15 protein-coding genes are annotated in these 14,666 nt (G+C 69.4%); 4 read left to right on the top strand and 11 right to left on the bottom strand.

All coding sequences use genetic code 11. From position 1 onward, the window contains the following. Window positions 1-202: 202 nt before the first annotated feature. The 9 genes from WDJ58_RS11560 to WDJ58_RS11520 all read right to left on the bottom strand — a co-directional run bounded on the left by WDJ58_RS11560 (window position 203) and on the right by WDJ58_RS11520 (window position 7,951). Window positions 203-1,768, bottom strand: a complete 1,566-nt coding sequence (locus tag WDJ58_RS11560) for an MATE family efflux transporter (protein WP_338913379.1) — start codon at window positions 1,766-1,768, stop codon at window positions 203-205. Beyond that, a complete protein-coding gene (locus tag WDJ58_RS11555) occupies window positions 1,765-2,409 on the bottom strand; it encodes a TetR/AcrR family transcriptional regulator (protein WP_338913378.1) in 645 nt (214 codons plus the stop codon). The genes WDJ58_RS11560 and WDJ58_RS11555 overlap by 4 nt, the downstream gene beginning before the upstream one ends. A gap of 161 nt (window positions 2,410-2,570) precedes the next feature. Beyond that, window positions 2,571-2,759 carry a 30S ribosomal protein S17e gene (locus tag WDJ58_RS11550; RefSeq protein ID WP_338913377.1) on the bottom strand — a complete coding sequence of 63 codons (189 nt, stop codon included), beginning with the start codon at window positions 2,757-2,759 and terminating at the stop codon, window positions 2,571-2,573. Between the two features lie 77 nt (window positions 2,760-2,836). Then, window positions 2,837-3,424 (bottom strand): DUF447 domain-containing protein, encoded by a 588-nt coding sequence (locus tag WDJ58_RS11545; protein WP_338913375.1) that lies wholly within the window; start codon window positions 3,422-3,424, stop codon window positions 2,837-2,839. A gap of 39 nt (window positions 3,425-3,463) precedes the next feature. Beyond that, window positions 3,464-4,318, bottom strand: a complete 855-nt coding sequence (locus tag WDJ58_RS11540; protein ID WP_338913374.1) for a triphosphoribosyl-dephospho-CoA synthase — start codon at window positions 4,316-4,318, stop codon at window positions 3,464-3,466. Beyond that, window positions 4,315-5,106: a tRNA-dihydrouridine synthase gene (locus tag WDJ58_RS11535; protein ID WP_338913373.1), complete on the bottom strand. Its 792-nt coding sequence runs from the start codon at window positions 5,104-5,106 to the stop codon at window positions 4,315-4,317. Before WDJ58_RS11535 ends, WDJ58_RS11540 begins: the two co-directional genes overlap by 4 nt. After that, window positions 5,106-6,098 carry a 2-phospho-L-lactate transferase gene (gene cofD, locus WDJ58_RS11530; protein WP_338913372.1) on the bottom strand — a complete coding sequence of 331 codons (993 nt, stop codon included), beginning with the start codon at window positions 6,096-6,098 and terminating at the stop codon, window positions 5,106-5,108. Before cofD ends, WDJ58_RS11535 begins: the two co-directional genes overlap by 1 nt. Before the next feature lie 168 nt (window positions 6,099-6,266). Further along, window positions 6,267-6,992: a GNAT family N-acetyltransferase gene (locus tag WDJ58_RS11525; protein WP_338913370.1), complete on the bottom strand. Its 726-nt coding sequence runs from the start codon at window positions 6,990-6,992 to the stop codon at window positions 6,267-6,269. 230 nt (window positions 6,993-7,222) lie between these two features. Then, on the bottom strand, window positions 7,223-7,951 hold the full coding sequence (locus tag WDJ58_RS11520; RefSeq protein WP_338913369.1) for an alanyl-tRNA editing protein: 729 nt from the start codon (window positions 7,949-7,951) through the stop codon (window positions 7,223-7,225). Window positions 7,952-8,228: 277 nt separating this feature from the next. On the opposite strand from WDJ58_RS11520, the gene WDJ58_RS11515 reads away from it, so the two are divergent. Next, complete coding sequence (locus WDJ58_RS11515) at window positions 8,229-8,921, top strand: HD domain-containing protein (RefSeq protein WP_338913368.1); 693 nt, start codon at window positions 8,229-8,231, stop codon at window positions 8,919-8,921. A 6-nt stretch (window positions 8,922-8,927) separates the two neighbouring features. Here the strand turns inward: WDJ58_RS11515 and WDJ58_RS11510 are convergent, their stop codons facing one another. Together WDJ58_RS11510 and phoU are read right to left on the bottom strand one after the other, a co-directional pair. Beyond that, complete coding sequence (locus tag WDJ58_RS11510) at window positions 8,928-9,608, bottom strand: LysE family translocator (protein ID WP_338913367.1); 681 nt, start codon at window positions 9,606-9,608, stop codon at window positions 8,928-8,930. A 337-nt stretch (window positions 9,609-9,945) separates the two neighbouring features. Next, complete coding sequence (gene phoU / locus WDJ58_RS11505; protein ID WP_338913365.1) at window positions 9,946-10,620, bottom strand: phosphate signaling complex protein PhoU; 675 nt, start codon at window positions 10,618-10,620, stop codon at window positions 9,946-9,948. A gap of 445 nt (window positions 10,621-11,065) precedes the next feature. Between phoU and WDJ58_RS11500 the strand changes: the two genes are divergently transcribed. The 3 genes from WDJ58_RS11500 to WDJ58_RS11490 all read left to right on the top strand — a co-directional run bounded on the left by WDJ58_RS11500 (window position 11,066) and on the right by WDJ58_RS11490 (window position 14,637). Next, entirely contained in the window at window positions 11,066-12,061 is a 996-nt protein-coding gene (locus tag WDJ58_RS11500) for a PhoU domain-containing protein (protein ID WP_338913364.1), read from the top strand. Window positions 12,062-12,209: 148 nt separating this feature from the next. Further along, a complete protein-coding gene (locus tag WDJ58_RS11495; protein WP_338913363.1) occupies window positions 12,210-13,427 on the top strand; it encodes an HD domain-containing protein in 1,218 nt (405 codons plus the stop codon). Between the two features lie 184 nt (window positions 13,428-13,611). Continuing rightward, on the top strand, window positions 13,612-14,637 hold the full coding sequence (locus WDJ58_RS11490) for an amidohydrolase family protein (protein ID WP_338913362.1): 1,026 nt from the start codon (window positions 13,612-13,614) through the stop codon (window positions 14,635-14,637). Window positions 14,638-14,666 lie beyond the last annotated feature (29 nt).

Raw genomic sequence — 14,666 nt, 5'->3', positions numbered from 1 at the left:
CCGCAGGAGGGGCCGGGCCCGACGACTCCTGCTTCAAACACTGCCCGGTTCTTCGGTCCTCCCTATAGTAGCGTTTGGAAGTCTTTACGCACGGACGGGGGGACCGTCCCCGTCCGGAGTGTGTTATCGGTTCCAAACGCTACTATAGTCGGTGTTCTCCTCGAGGATCACGACAGGGCCACGACGCTCGACCGGCCGGCAATCAGTCGTCGTCGCTCGGGTTCGCCTCGCAGGCGGCGCCGTCGTCACCGACGGATGTCTCCCCCGCCCGCTCACCGGACCCCGCACCGTCCTCCTTGGAGTCGTCGGGGGTTCCCGGTCCCCCACGGACGTCCGCGTCCCGCCAGGTCCCGCGCTTGAACCATGCGAGCGCGAGCGCGGCACCGACGACGTTCGAGATGATGAACCCCCACCAGATCCCGACGGGGCCCATCCCGACGACCAGCCGGGGAACGGCCACCGTGACCCCCGCGAAGGCGAGCGTCGTGGGCCCGACCCCGAGCGCGAGGGCGGCCGCGACCGGGAGCCGGACGAGTCCGAGGAACGTGATGGCGACGGCGGCGGCGACGAGCGTCCGCCCGGCACCCCTGAACGCCCCCGTGTAGGCCCGCAGGACGCCGATGAACCCGAAGGTGAGCGAGACGTACCGGAGGAACTCCGCCCCGGTCCCGATCACGGCGGGGTCGTCGGAGAAGACCGCGACGATGGGCTCGGGGACGAGGAAGATGAGGATCCCCGCCCCGCCGAGGACGAGGAACATCACCCTGGCCGCGAAGTCGGCGGCCTGTTCGGCCCGGTCGGGCTGTCCGGCACCGATGTTCTGTCCCGCCGTCGTCTCGACGGCCCTCGCGACCGCGATGGCGGGGAGGAAGATGACCGAGAAGACGCGGATGCCGATGCCGAACCCGGCCACGACCGACGTCGAGAACGCCCCGACGACGATCAGCAGCAGGTTGACCGAGGCCGCACGGCCCGTCCCCTCGATGGAGGCGGGGACGCCGATGCGGAGCATCTTCCGGCTGTAGGCGAGGTCGGGCACCATGTCGTCGAGGCGGATCCGCACTCCGTGGGTGCCGTTGAACATGATGCCGAGGCCGACGGCCATCGCCAGCCCGCGGGAGAAGACGGTGGCGTAGGCGGCACCCTCGATGCCGAGTTCGGGGAACGCCCACCAGCCGTTGATGAGGAACGGGTCGAGGGCGACGTTCAGTATCACCGTCCCGAGCATGACGAGCATTGGCGTGATCGTGTCGCCGTACCCCCGCATCAGCGAGATGAAGATGAAGAAGCCGAACATGAACGGCAGGCCGAGCGAGATGACCTGCATGTACGCCGTCGCCGCCTCCAGCACGCCAGGGCTGGCCCCGAAGATCACCAGCAGGTCGTCGACGAACAGGTAGCCCGCCGCGCCGAGGAACAGCGAGGCGACGAACGCGAACGCCACGGTCTGGGAGGCCGCGTACTCCGCCTGTCGGTCGTCGCCCGCGCCCGTGTTCTGGGCGACGAGGACCGACCCCGCCACAGAGATGCCCAGCCCCAGCGAGATGAGCAGGAACACCATCGGGAACGCGAAGGAGATCGCCGCCAGCGCCTCCGTCGAGTACTGGCCGAGCCAGAAGGTGTCCGCGAGGTTGTAGGCGGTCTGGAGCAGGTTGGTGATGACGATCGGTAACGCGAGGACGAACAGCGGCTTGCCGATCCCGCCCTCGGTGAGGTTCACCTGCTCGCGCCCGCCGAACAGGCTCCCGAGGCGCTCGCGCAGGCTCACCGCTCACCCCCCGCGCGCAGCGTCGTCAGGTACTCCATCAGGTACGTCTCGGCGCAGTCGGTCGGCCGTCCGAGCGCTACCTGACGGGCGTGCGCGCCGTTCGAGACCGTGACGACGAACTCCGCGACCGCGTCCGGGTCGACGTCCGCGCGGACGATGCCCGCCTCGCGGGCCTCGTCGAGCCCGTCGGCGATCTCCGCCCGGAGGAACTCGTCGAACGCGGCGAGGCGCTCGCGCACCGGCGGTTCGTAGGGGGCCTGCGCCTTCATCTCGAGGATGGCGGTCCGGAACTCCGCACCCCGATCCTCCTCCGGCGGTTCGAACAGCAGGCCAACGAGCGTCCGGATGCGCTCGAACGGCCCGCCCTCGCACTCGGTCTCCTCGGTCACGCGCTCGCGGAACGAGTCGGTCAGATACGACAGAAACGCCTGCAGGAGGTCCGCCTTCGAGTCGAAGTGGTAGTGCAGCGCCGCCTTGCTCAGGTCGGACTCGTCGGCGATGTCCTGCATCGTGAGCGAGGCGTAGCCGTGCGCACAGAGCGCCCGGTAGGTCGCCCGCATGATCCGCTCGCGCGAGTCGCCGCTCGCCCCCGAGTCGGGGTCGGCCGCGGCGTCGCTCGTCTCGGAATCGGTTCCCGGCATCTACACGTAACTGACTGGCCAGTCAGTTATGTATCCGTCGATCCGATCACGAGGTGGAAGGCACGACGGCTATCGGGGGAAAGAGGGCGGGATCGAGAGGGCGCGAGGACGGCGTCGTGACTGTCAGCCGGCGGCGCACGCGGGGCTCGCGAGAACCAGTATCAGGCCGGCGGGGCGCGCTTCTTGTGCGTGACGTAGCCCGCGATGCGGTTGCGCACGCCCTTCGATTCGACGTTGGTCACCTCGCCGATGACCTCCTTGTTGTGATCGAAGTCGCTCGTGAACGCGTCGGGGTAGCGTTCGAGCAGTCGGTTCCCGATCTTCTTGATGTACGCCGGCTTGATGGCCATAGTAGGAGGTGAACGCTACGGAGCAAAAAAGGTTCGAAAAGGCGGGCGACGGGCGTGGGAGGCCGTGACACCGTCGACTACCACGCGTCGTCGGCGTACGCCCGAACCTGCTCGAACGCCTCGCGCTCGGCGGGCCCACCCGCGGTCTCGACGACCGACTCGAAGTAGCGTAGCCGGTCGAGCAGTTCCGTCCGGTCGTAGGCGTCCACGTCGAGCCGGGAGGCGGCGACGGTCGCCTCGACGACCGCGTAGTATCCGCGGTTCGTCGTCGGGACCGCCTCGCACAAGACCCGCGATTCGACGGGCGAGAGCGCCCAGTCGACCCACTCCGTCCCGCCGGATTCACCCGCTCCCAGGCGTTCGGCCTCGACCCTGACCCACGCGTCGGCGTCGTCGAGCACCGGCTCGTCGGCCTCGCGGATCGAGAGCGCCGCGTCGACGAACGTCCGCGGGTCGCGCGTGAACTGGACGTACCCCTCCCCGCGCTCGGTGAAGTTCAGCCGGGTGCGCGTGCGTCCCCAGGTCCGGGCGGTCACGCGGTCGGCGGCGCGGTTCCCCGAGGAGTCGGCGTCCCCGGGGGTCACGGTGTCGGGCGCGTGCAGACCGAGGGCCGCCAGGTTCCACCGGCCGTTCGGCCCGAGCGTCGTCACGACGCTCTCGGTCACACCACGTAGATCCAGTTCCGCGGGCCACCCGGACACCGTTCAGACCTCCAGCCCCCGACGGAGCGCGACGAACAGCGCGCCCGCCGTGAGGTCCGCCGTCGTCCCCGGGTTGATCCCGCGCTCGACGAGCTCGTTGGCGAGTTCCTCACCGTGCTCCTCGCCGTCGAGGACGGCCCGTGCCCGGCGGGTCGCCTCCTCGGCGGCTTCTCGGCTACTCGTCTTCACGACGAACGTGTCCACCTCGTCGGCCAGCAGTCGGAGGAAAGCGCGGGAGGCACGATCGGGGACCGGCCCGTCGTCGTCGAGGAGCCACCCGGCGGCCTCGAACGTCCGCTCGAACCCGCCGACCCACTCCGCGGCGACGCCGTCCACATCGGCGGAGAGGTCCATCACGTCCGCCAGGGTCAGCCCACGCTCGCGGAGCGCCGGCGCGGCGTCGCCCCCCCGTCGGACGTCGAGATCGTCGAGACCCTCGGGCGGGTCCTCGACCGCGACGTCGACGTGCTCGAACGCCCGGTAGAACGAGACGGCGTCCTCGACGGTCGTCGCCGCCACGACGTCGCTCACACCGGCGGGCGAGAGGCCGTCCTCGTTCCCGTCCACCTCGTCGACGTTCGCGGCCCGGACGAGAGGCGCGAGCAGGAGCAGCGCGCCGAACTGCGTGTTCCCCCCGCGCTGGTCGGCCATCCCCTCGACGCTCCGCTCGAACGCCGCCCCGAGCGGGCCGCCTTCGATCATCAACGAGAGCCCCGACCGCGCTCCCACGGACCCGGCCAGGAAGTGCTCGAAGCGGAGATCCGGGTGGTCGCGATGGCGGTCGACGTTTCCGGGCTTGGGGGTCCCCGTGACCTCCAGCAGGAGCGCCAGGGTCGCATCGTCGACGACCGACCTCACACCGAAACCCCCCCGCCCGGCCCGGGGGGATGCGCCTCGAACCACTCCTCGACGGCCCGGCGGACACGTTCGAGCAGTTCGGGATCGTCGCTCGGCCGACCGACGGACACCGCGTCGGCACCGTATCCGAGGTACTCGTGTGCCGTCTCACGGTCGCGGACCCCGTTGTTGGCGATCAGGAACAGGTCGGTCGCCTCCCGGAGGTCGGCGATCACCGGCTCGGAGTCCATCGCGTCGACGTGGAACACGTCAGCACCCGCCCGCTCGCACGCTCGTGCCGTCGTCACGAGGTCGACCCCGTCGACCTCCGCGCGGACCTTCACCGAAACCGCCGCGCCGGCCCCGCTCGCCGTCCGGACCTGTTCGGCGAGTCGGTCGGTCTCCCGCAGGAGCGTCTCGCCACCCCCCGCCGCGCAGATCTCGTCCTGTCGGCAGTGGGCGTTCACCTCCAGTATCGCCCCGCGGTCGGCACAGATCTCGGCGGCGTGGCGTAGCGGGTCGAGCGTCGTCGTCCGGACGTTGAACGCCCCACGGACGGGTGCGTCGGCCAGTTCGCTCAGTTCTCGCTCGACGAACTCCACCGGATCCGCCGGAAGGAACTCCGTCCGGTCGCGGTCCTCAACCATCGCGCGGGCGGCCTCGCGGGTCGCCGCATCGAGGGCGATCCCACCCATGAACGTACAGCCGACGTGGGGTGCCGCTCGACGTGCCCACGCCGCGTCCGACTCGCCCGACAGGGAGGCGACGGCCACCCGGGGCTCGAACGGTTCGAACGTCGCCCCGGACATCAGGCGACCGCCTCCAGCGCCTCACGGACGGCCCGCGCCACCCGCAGGCTGTCGGCCCCGGTGTCGAGCGCCGTGTCCGTCCGGAAGACCGGCCTTTCGAGATCGGTCCCGTCCTCGTCGTCGAGGACGAACGCGTCGGCGAAGGGGTAGGCCTCGGCCACGCCCCTCGTCGAGGGATCCATCCCGACGGCGGCCATCAGTTCGGCGGCCGGCCCCGAGAACACCTCCTCGCCGACGAACGGGGAGACGGCCACGACGGGCGTCCGCGAGAGCGCCTCGCGGAAGCCGTCCATCGCGAGCATCGGCCCGATGCTGGTGACGGGGTTCGAGGGGCCGATCACGACCGGTGCGTCGAGCGCGTCGAGCACCGCATCGGTCGGTTCCGCGTCGTCGCTCCCGCGGAACTCCACGTCCGCGATCTCGGGGGCCGCTCGGTGGCCGACCCACCACGACTGGAAGTGCTCGAACCCGTCGTCGGTGTGGATCAGCGACGCCACGGGGTCGTCACTCATGGGGAGCAGGTCGCGTTCGAGCCCGTAGGCGTCGGCGAGCGTCCGCGTGACCTCGGTGAGCGTGCGGCCCTCGTCGAGCAGCGACGTCCTGGTGACGTGGACCGCACGGTCGCGGTCGCCGATCTCCATGAACTCCGCGACCCCGGAGAGCCGCCGCCACCGGGCGATCCCTCGACCGCTCGTCTGTCGGTCGTGGGGCAGGTAGCGCGGGCCACCCTCCAGGTCGGCGGCGTCGGCGAGACGGTGGAGTTCCTCGTGGGTGTGCGTCGAGTCGTCCGCGATCCCCCACCACCGCTCGCGGTCGAGGACACCCCCATCGAGAAAGAGGACCGTGTCGAGGTCGGGACAGACGAGCAGGCCGCCGAGCTCGACGTCGTCGCCGGTGTTCCCGATCACTGGCGTCTCGGCCGGCGGGAACACCTCCTCGGCACCGGCCAGGAGCTTCGGGGTCCCGGTCCCCCCGGCGAGGAACGTCGTCATACCCGTCCTGTGCGGTCCCCGGATTAATGGCTTGCGACCGTGTGACCGGCCCGTTCGGAGCCACGAGGCACCATCGTGGGACCGAACCGGGAGACGTGGGAACCGTCCACTGGATAGTGCGAGCCGGCAGGAAGGTGTCGGAAGGGGTCGAGTGAGCGGCCCGGGTGTCTACATGTAGGCGGCGTCCCACCGCGTCGGCTTGCGGTGGTTCCCGCACTCGTTGCACTCCATCTGCCCCATCGAGTCCATCGAGGTGACGAGTGACTCGCAGTTGCCACAGAAGTAGCCGTACGCCTCCTCGCGGCCGCGGTCCATCCAGACGACGTAGAACGGGCCCTTCGAGCCCCGGTCGGAGTCCGCACGGTCGACGAACAGCCGCTCGCCGTCCGGCCCGGTGAGGGGGTCGAGGTCGTCGGCGGTCTGCTCGGTGTAGATGTTCTCGACGTAGGGCGTGTCGTCGATCTCGACGCGGCCCTCGCCCGTCTTCACGAGACCGTGCTCCTCGTAGAACGTGTTGCCCTGCTCGTTGTCGGCGAGCACCCGGCCCCTGAGCGACCCGCCGCCGTGTTCGGCGAGGACCTCCCGGGTCCGCCCGAACAGCTCGGTACCGACCCCTTCGCCGCGGTACATCGGGTCGACGTGGAGCCAGAGGATGTCACCCTGGTCGCCGACGACGGTGCTCTCCGAGAAGGCGAGCACGCCGTCGTCGGACTCGACGAGGAGGAAGAACAGCTCCTCGTCGTCGAACTTCTCCGCGAGCTCCTCGTCGCCGTACCAGTTCCGGATCGCGGTGTCGATGGCGGACGGGCTGAGAGAGTACGACGCCTCCATCGACTGCCGGGCGATGTCACGGATGGCGTCGGCGTCCGCCGTGGTAGCACTCCGAACGTCCATGTGGGAGGTGTTTCGCCCACAGCCGCTTAAAACCATACGAGTGAACCCGGGACCCCCCGAGAACCGATGGTTCTTCAATCAGCCGGCGCGATACGGCTGGGATCGTACGACTCGCCGGCGAGCCCGATGGGACACGCCCGGGTCGCAGCCGCTCCGCAGTCGTCCACGGTCTCCCGGCGGGCCGTGGCGACCGGTCGACCGCCGGGCGGCGCTCGTGGTACGACCCGAAGTCACTCCTCGAGCTCCAAGTGGAGCCGTTCGCGGCCGCTGCCGCCGGTCTCGCGCCCAGTCACGGCCACGGTCCCGATCTCCCGGGTGTTCTCGACGTGCGTCCCGGCGCACGCCGTGCGGTCGTACGGTCCCTCGTCTCCGGCGATTTCGACGATCCGGAGCTCCCGTATCGAGTCCGGGAGGAGCTCGATCCGGGTCCGTTCGGGGTCGAGTTCGCGTTCGGCGCGCTCGCGGTCCATCGTGAACCAGGTCACCAGCCGCCCGTCCTCGACGAGCCCGTTCATCGACGCCTCCACGTCGGCGAGGTCGGTCTCGGTGAACCGGCCGTGCTCGACGTCGATGCGGGCGCGGTCGGCGTAGAGCTGGTTCCCGCGGGTCGGTGCGTCGTAGGCGTCGAGCAGCAGGGCCGAGAGGAGGTGCTGTGCAGTGTGGTATCGCATGTGAGCGTATCGCCGATCCCAGTCGAGTTCGCCGGTGATCGCCGTCCCCGGTTCCGGGGGATCCCCGTCGAGTCCGTGGTAGATCGTATCGCGCTTCTGTACGTCCGTCACTGTCCACTCCCGGTCGTCGACCCGGAGGACGCCCCGGTCGGCCGGCTGTCCACCGCCCTCCGGGTAGAACTGCGTCCGGTCGAGTACGACCCGGGGCGGGTCGTCGAGCGTGCGGAGCACCTCCGCATCGAACCGACGAACGGAGGAGTCCTCGAGGTAGAGCGCCTCGGTGTCCATGTCGTCCCCGACACACCGGCCCGGTTAACTCCGTCGGTCGTCCACCTGTCGGGCCCCAGCGATCGGCCGACGCGCTCCCGCCGGAGGTGTGAGCGACACCCGACTGCCGTCGGCCCCCTGTCGATGGGTCGACGGATCGGAGGGACGGGCCGTGAGTGGCGCTCCACACCGTTCGGTACGGCCCGCGTGCCTACCATAACCCTAAAGAGTTGACCTGACCATTTTTTCCTCAAGATGAACGTCGTTACCGCGGAAGGGGTCGTCGGGAGGTGGTCCGATGGGCGTCGAGATCCGTGAGTCGCCCGTCTCGGACGAGGAGTTCGAGGCGATGAAGCAGTTCGTCCACGACTACCTCGAGGCCTCCGTCGAGAACGAGGAGCAGGGCGGCCGGATGCGGTGGTACCCGTGGCACTCCGCGGAGTACCGGTTCAACCACATCCTCAACGTCGCGGACCTGGCGAGCCACATCGCCCGGAAGGAGGGCGCGAACGCCGACGTGACCCGCGTGGCCGCGCTGTTCCACGATATCGCCAAGCTCGAGGCCGATCAGGACGTCCACGCCGAGGAAGGTGCCCGGGTCGCCCGCGAGTATCTCGAGACCCACGGGGACTACCCCGCCTCGTTCGTCGACGAGGTGTGTGCGGCCATCACCGATCACTCCTACCAGGGCGACCTCTCGGACGTCTCGCGCGAGACCCGGTGTCTGATGGAGGCCGACCTGCTCGACAAGGTCGGCGCGAACGGGACGACGCTGATGCTGCTCCGGATGGGCTACGAGGCCCGCACCCACATGGACGCCAACGAGATGGTCGGCCGGGTGCTCCAGCGCGGCGAGGACGCCGTCGACCGGGTCCGCTCGGACACCGCACAGAGCCTCGCCCACCGGCGTATCAAGCGCGTCCGGTGGTTCAAGGAGTGGCTCGAAGGCGAGGTGGCCGAGATGGAGATGGAGGAGGAGACCGAGGAGTAACGGCCCTCAGACCAGTCCCACGAGCGTCGAAACGGCGTCGTAGAGGAAAAAGAGCCCGAACCCGACCAGCACCGCCGCGGACAGGTACGCGACCGCCGGTGCGAGCTTCGCGACTCGCCGTTCGGCGGCGACCAGCGCCGCCGGGAACCCCGTTATCCAGATGGCGATCCCGGAGAACAGCCCCACGACGAGCGCGGGGCTCCCCGTCCGGACGACCAGGATCCCGCGAAACGACTCGCCGATGCCCTCGGCGAGCACGTCGACGACCCCCGGTTCGAGCAGGCCAACCCCGACGGTGAGCCAGAAGAGGACCTGGAACGGGTTGGTGAGCGCGAGGACGAACGCCTTGCGGAACCCCTTCGACTCGTCCTCGGGGTCGCCCTCGCCACGGAAGGTCGCCTCGGCGTCGGTCGCCGCGCCGTAGGCGAAGTAGAGCATCAACAGACCGCCGACGCCGACCATCGCCGCCCGGAGCAAGGGGAGCGACTCCACGAACGCGACGACGCCGAAGAACGCGAGGACGAGGAAGGTGGCGTCGGCGCTCATCGCGCCGAGCCCCGCCCGGAAGCCCGCGAGCCATCCCCTTACGACCGACTCCTCGGCGATGATGGCGTTCATCGGCCCCGGGGGTGCGGCTAGCGCGAGCCCGAACACCGCGCCCGCACCGAGCGTCGTCAGTACTCCCATCGTCCGGGGGTATCCGGGTGGAGGGCAAAAGCCCTGCGTGATGAGGGGGCTCGACACGATTCGCCGGAGTCACTCGTCTCGATGGTCCTCATAGAGTCCGAGATACCCGGGAAGGCGAGACCAGCAAACGAAGCCAGCATACGCGAGCGAGCGCCAGTGAGCGAGGCGTTTTGGTTCGAGAGACGCCTCCGGCGTCTCTCGTCATCACGAAAGACCGCGAAGCGGTCTTTCGAACGACACCCGCGCCGAGAGCCGCAGGCTCGAGGCGCGCTTTTGACATGAACGGGTTTTTCGATCGGGTGCCCGCGGGCACCCGATCGAAAAAGAGGTTCTGGTTCTACTCCAGGAGCGAGTCGTCGCTCTCGGTGATGTAGAGGGTCCGTGCAGCGATGTTGACGGCGTGATCGCCGACCCGTTCGAGGTCGCGGACGGCGAGCATGAGCGTCGAGACGTCGGCGACAAGACCCTCGATCTCCGCCTGGTCGGGCGCGTCGTGTTCGAGGAGCGCACGGGTGATGACCTCCCCGGCGTGCGCACACATCGCGTCGAGTTCGGTGTCGCGGTCCGCGAGGTCGTGACACTGCCACGCGTCGCCCGATTCGGCGTAGACGGCGATCGCGTCGTCGACCATTCGTTGAGCGGTCTCGGTCAGGTCGGCGAGCGGGACCTCGGGGTAGAGCTCCCGTTCGAGGTCGAGCGCGTACTCGGCGACGTTCACCGCGAGGTCGCCGACCCGTTCGAGGTCGGTCGAGATCTTGTACGCGCCGGCGACCTCGCGGAGGTCGCTCGCGACCGGCTGCTGGAGCGCGAACAGGTCGATGCAGTCCCCCTCGATCTCCAGGTAGCGCTCGTTCACCCCGTCGTCCCCGGCGATGACGCGGCGGGCCAGCGACTCCTCGCCAGTCTCGAGCGCCTCGGAGGCCGCCTCGAGTCGTTCGAGGACGGTCTCACCGAGCTCCACCACCGCCCCCCGGAGCGCCTCCAGCTGCCGGTCGAACTCGCGGCGAGACATCGGTGAGCGGACGTGTGGACGCCTTCGACATACGGTTTTCGCGTCGTCCGATGGAAGCCGTTGTGTCTTCTCACTCGCGCTCGAGGCTCGAAAGACACACAGCGGCGCTCTCAGTCGGTCTCGTCCCGATCCACACACCCTCGCCCCGACCCCATATATCTAGACATACACCTATGTACGACTAATCTATGATATATTTGAGAATATATTTAGATTCGATCGGGTCGGTGATCCGTGAGATGGACTCCGTGCCAGTGGTTTCTGCGGATCTACTCGAAAGGGATCGGCGACAGGACCCTCGCCGATCGGGCTCACTCCGAGCGCGAGACGGTCCGAAAAGGTGTCCGTCCGCTCGACTTTCACGCAGTATGCAGTCCTGGGGTATTGGGCGTTTAAGTATATAGAGATAGATTAATTTATGGTCCCGGGGAGGAGAGGACCGACCATGGAGACGCGGAAAGTCCAGGTCACCGGGGGATCGACGTACACCGTCTCGTTGCCGAAGACGTGGGCCACCGAGAACGGGGTCAGCGGGGGGAGCGTGGTCGAGTTCCACCCCGAGGACGACGCACTGCTCCTGACGCCGCGTCGCGAGGGCGAGAAGACCGAGGGGACCCTCGACATCACCGGGCTGGAGGGCGAGGAGCTCACCCGTGCGGTCATCACGATGTACGTCTCCGGGTTCGACGTCATCTCCCTCGAGACCTCGCGGGTCACCGCCGACCAGCGCCGGACCATCCGGGAGGCCGCACAGGGGCTCGTCGGGCTCGAGGTCATCGGCGAGACCTCCGAACACGTCCGCCTGCAGGACCTGCTCGACTCCTCGGAGCTGTCACTACACAGCGCCATCACCCGGATGCGCCTGGTGTCGACGACGATGCTCGGCGACGCCCTCGTGGCGCTCATCGAGGACGACGACGACCTCGCCACCGACGTCGTCCAGCGCGACGACGACGTCGACCGGCTGTGGGCGATGGTCTCGCGGGTGTTCCGTTCGGTGCTCCGCGACCCCGGTGCGGCCGCCGAGATCGGCCAGCCCCGGGAGACGTGTTTCGACTACCACTCCTCGGCCCGACAGCTCGAGCGGATCGCGGACCACTCCGCGAAGATCGCCCACCACTCGCTCGAGCTCGAGAAGATACCCGAGGACGCCGCCGAGGCGCTCCGGGACCTCCAGGGTGCCGCGGAGGAGGTCATCGACATGGCGATGGACGCGCTGCTCGAGGACGACGCCGAGAAGGCGACCAAGCTCGCGAACGAGGCCCGACAGCGCGTCGAGGCCGCCGACGATCGTGCCCGCGAGGTGGACGCGCTCATCCGTGATCTCGACCCACAGCAGGCCCAGTTGCTCGGACTCGTGGTCGACTCGCTGAACCGGAGCGCCGACTACGGGGGGAACATCGCCGAGACGGCGCTCCAGAAGGCCGCGCCCAAGCCCTGAGCGGGGGCCGCCCTCGCGTCCGTCCCGGGAGTGGCCCGGTATCGCCGGCTCCGGATCCCCCCCTCCGGTCCGGCCGGCCCGTCCGCGTCCGTCCATCGGTGACGACCGAACGCGGAGGTTTATCGGCGAACGCGCCCAAAACCACACCGTGACCACGATCAAGGACAGCGTCCACGACCACATCACGGTCAGGGGCGTGGCGGAGGCGCTGCTCGACACCCCGCCTGTCCAGCGGCTCCGCCGGGTGAAGCAGCTGGGGACCGTCGGGCTGGTCTACCCCTCCGCGAACCACACGCGGTTCGAGCACTCCCTGGGGGTCTACCACCTCGCCGAGGAGGCGCTCGGCCACCTCGGCATCGAGGGGACCCAGGCCGAGCGCGTCAGGGCCGCCGCCCTCCTCCACGACGTCGGCCACCCGCCGTACTCGCACAACACCGAGTCGCTCCTCGAACGCTACGTCGGCCGGAGCCACGACGAGGTCCACGACCTGCTCTCGGCGGGCGAGGTCGCCCGCGTCCTGGAGGCCAACGACCTCGAACCGGAGCGAGTGGCGGGGCTCGTCGGCGGCGAGGGCCAGCTCGGCCAGCTCGTCTCGGGCGAGCTCGACGTCGACCGGATGGACTACCTCGTCCGCGACGCCCACCACACGGGCGTCCCCTACGGGACCATCGACCACGGACGGCTCGTCCGCGAGCTACGGTTCGTCGACGACGACCTCGTGCTCGCGGAGGGGAACGTCCAGACGGCGGAGTCGCTGCTGCTCGCGCGGGCGCTGATGAACCCCACCGTCTACAACCACCACGTCGCGCGCATCTCGAAGGCGACGCTTCGTCGGGGGACCGAGAAGCTCGTGCGGTCGGGCGCGGTCGAACCCCACGAGTTCGCCCGGATGGACGACCACGACCTGATGGTGGCGATGCGCGGCCACGGGGGCGCGGCCCCGTTCGCCCGTCGACTCGACCACCGAGATCTCCCGAAGCGGGCGGTCTGGGCCGAGTTCCCCGACGTGGACGCCTCGCTCGTCGACGCCGACCGGGAGACGGTCGCCGAACACGAGGCCGACATCGCCGACCGCGCGGACGTCGACCCCGACGACGTCATCGTCGACGTCCAGTCCCGGCCGGTGATGACCGAGTCAACCTCGCGGGTCGTCGTGAACGGGGAGGTCAGGCGGCTGGGGACGCAGTCGGGGCTGGTCGAGGCGCTCCGGGAGGCGCAGGTCGAACAGTGGCGTCTCGGTGTCTACGCGCCCGAGGGAAAGACCGAACGGGTCGGTCAGGCCGCCGAGTCCGTGCTCGGGCTCGATCTTGACTCGCTCGTGGTCGACGTCCGGAAGGGGGTCCATCGGCGGCTCGACCAGTTCTGAGGCGGATGGTCGTGACGATCTACGGTTTTCGATCGGACGGTTCAGCGATCATCGGGGGAAGACTACAACTCCCCGTATGAGGCCCCGGCTCCGGCGCGAACTGCGGACCGCCCGGCGTGGCCGACCCAGGACCCGGACCGACGGACTTCCCTGCGTTTAACTCCGATCACGGGGACTCCCTGGTATGATACTGGAAGGGACCGTCCTGGCGGGCCCCGATTACACCCCAACCGAGGGCCGGGTGATCGTCGAGGACGGCGAGATCGCAGCCGTCGAGGAGGCCTCGACGGACTCGACGGACATCGTGCTGCCGGCGTTCGTCAACGCCCACACCCACGTCGGCGACTCCATCGCCAAGGAGGCCGGCGGCGGGCTCTCGCTCGACGAGCTGGTCGCGCCGCCCGACGGCCTGAAACACCGCCTCCTGCGCGCGGCGAGCCGCGAGGAGAAGGTAGGTGCAATGAGGCGGTCGCTCTCGTTCATGCAGTCGAGCGGCACTGCCGCCTTCCTCGATTTTCGAGAAGGTGACGTCGAGGGCGTCGAGATCCTCCGGGAGGCGGCGGCGGGCCTCGACCTCGAACCGGTGATACTCGGTCGGGGGTCGACGGCCGCGATGGAGGCGGGCGACGGCTTCGGTGCCTCGGGCGCACGCGACAGCGAGTTCGGCGTCCAGCGCACCGCCACCCGGGAGGCCCGAAAGCCCTTCGGGATCCACGCCGGCGAGCGCGACGCCGCGGACATCAACCCCGCGCTCGACCTCGATCCGGACTTCCTCGTCCACATGGTCCACTCCGAGCCGCTCCACCTCGACCGGCTCGAGGACCAGTCGATCCCGGTCGTCGTCTGCCCGCGGTCGAACCTCGTCACGAAGGTCGGGATGCCCCCGATCCGCGAACTGCTCGACCGGACGACCGTGGCGCTCGGGACGGACAACGTGTTCCTCAACTCCCCCAGCATGTTCCGGGAGATGGAGTTCACGGCGAAGCTCGCCGACGTCTCCGCGACGGAGGTCCTCCGGATGGCGACCCGCGCGGGCGCGGAGGTCGCGGGCCTGAACTGCGGGGTCGTGGAATCGGGCCGGGACGCACGGCTCCTCGTCCTCGACGGCGACACGGACAACCTCGCGGGGGCACAGGACCCGGTCCGGGCCGTGGTGCGGCGAGCGGGCGTGGCCGACGTGAAGCGTGTCTACCTGGGCGAGGGGGAGTGAGGCGACCGAGCCGGCGGAATCGAGGGGTG

Source organism: Salinirubellus litoreus (genome assembly GCF_037335815.1).
Classification (GTDB): Archaea; Halobacteriota; Halobacteria; order Halobacteriales; family Haloarculaceae; genus Salinirubellus; species Salinirubellus litoreus.
The sequence above is the reverse complement of the archived record's forward strand: the minus strand, read 5'-3'. Positions and strand labels throughout refer to the sequence as shown.

What these genes read in the sequence shown, in the direction of transcription:
- WDJ58_RS11535 (WP_338913373.1), bottom strand. Translation starts at nt 5,106, where the DNA reads ATGTCCGGGGCGACGTTCGAACCGTTCGAGCCCCGGGTGGCCGTCGCC.
- WDJ58_RS11510 (WP_338913367.1), bottom strand. Translation starts at nt 9,608, where the DNA reads ATGGGAGTACTGACGACGCTCGGTGCGGGCGCGGTGTTCGGGCTCGCG.
- WDJ58_RS11490 (WP_338913362.1), top strand. Translation starts at nt 13,612, where the DNA reads ATGATACTGGAAGGGACCGTCCTGGCGGGCCCCGATTACACCCCAACC.
- WDJ58_RS11525 (WP_338913370.1), bottom strand. Translation starts at nt 6,992, where the DNA reads ATGGACGTTCGGAGTGCTACCACGGCGGACGCCGACGCCATCCGTGAC.
- WDJ58_RS11520 (WP_338913369.1), bottom strand. Translation starts at nt 7,951, where the DNA reads ATGGACACCGAGGCGCTCTACCTCGAGGACTCCTCCGTTCGTCGGTTC.
- phoU (WP_338913365.1), bottom strand. Translation starts at nt 10,620, where the DNA reads ATGTCTCGCCGCGAGTTCGACCGGCAGCTGGAGGCGCTCCGGGGGGCG.
- WDJ58_RS11500 (WP_338913364.1), top strand. Translation starts at nt 11,066, where the DNA reads ATGGAGACGCGGAAAGTCCAGGTCACCGGGGGATCGACGTACACCGTC.
- cofD (WP_338913372.1), bottom strand. Translation starts at nt 6,098, where the DNA reads ATGACGACGTTCCTCGCCGGGGGGACCGGGACCCCGAAGCTCCTGGCC.
- WDJ58_RS11550 (WP_338913377.1), bottom strand. Translation starts at nt 2,759, where the DNA reads ATGGCCATCAAGCCGGCGTACATCAAGAAGATCGGGAACCGACTGCTC.
- WDJ58_RS11555 (WP_338913378.1), bottom strand. Translation starts at nt 2,409, where the DNA reads ATGCCGGGAACCGATTCCGAGACGAGCGACGCCGCGGCCGACCCCGAC.
- WDJ58_RS11515 (WP_338913368.1), top strand. Translation starts at nt 8,229, where the DNA reads ATGGGCGTCGAGATCCGTGAGTCGCCCGTCTCGGACGAGGAGTTCGAG.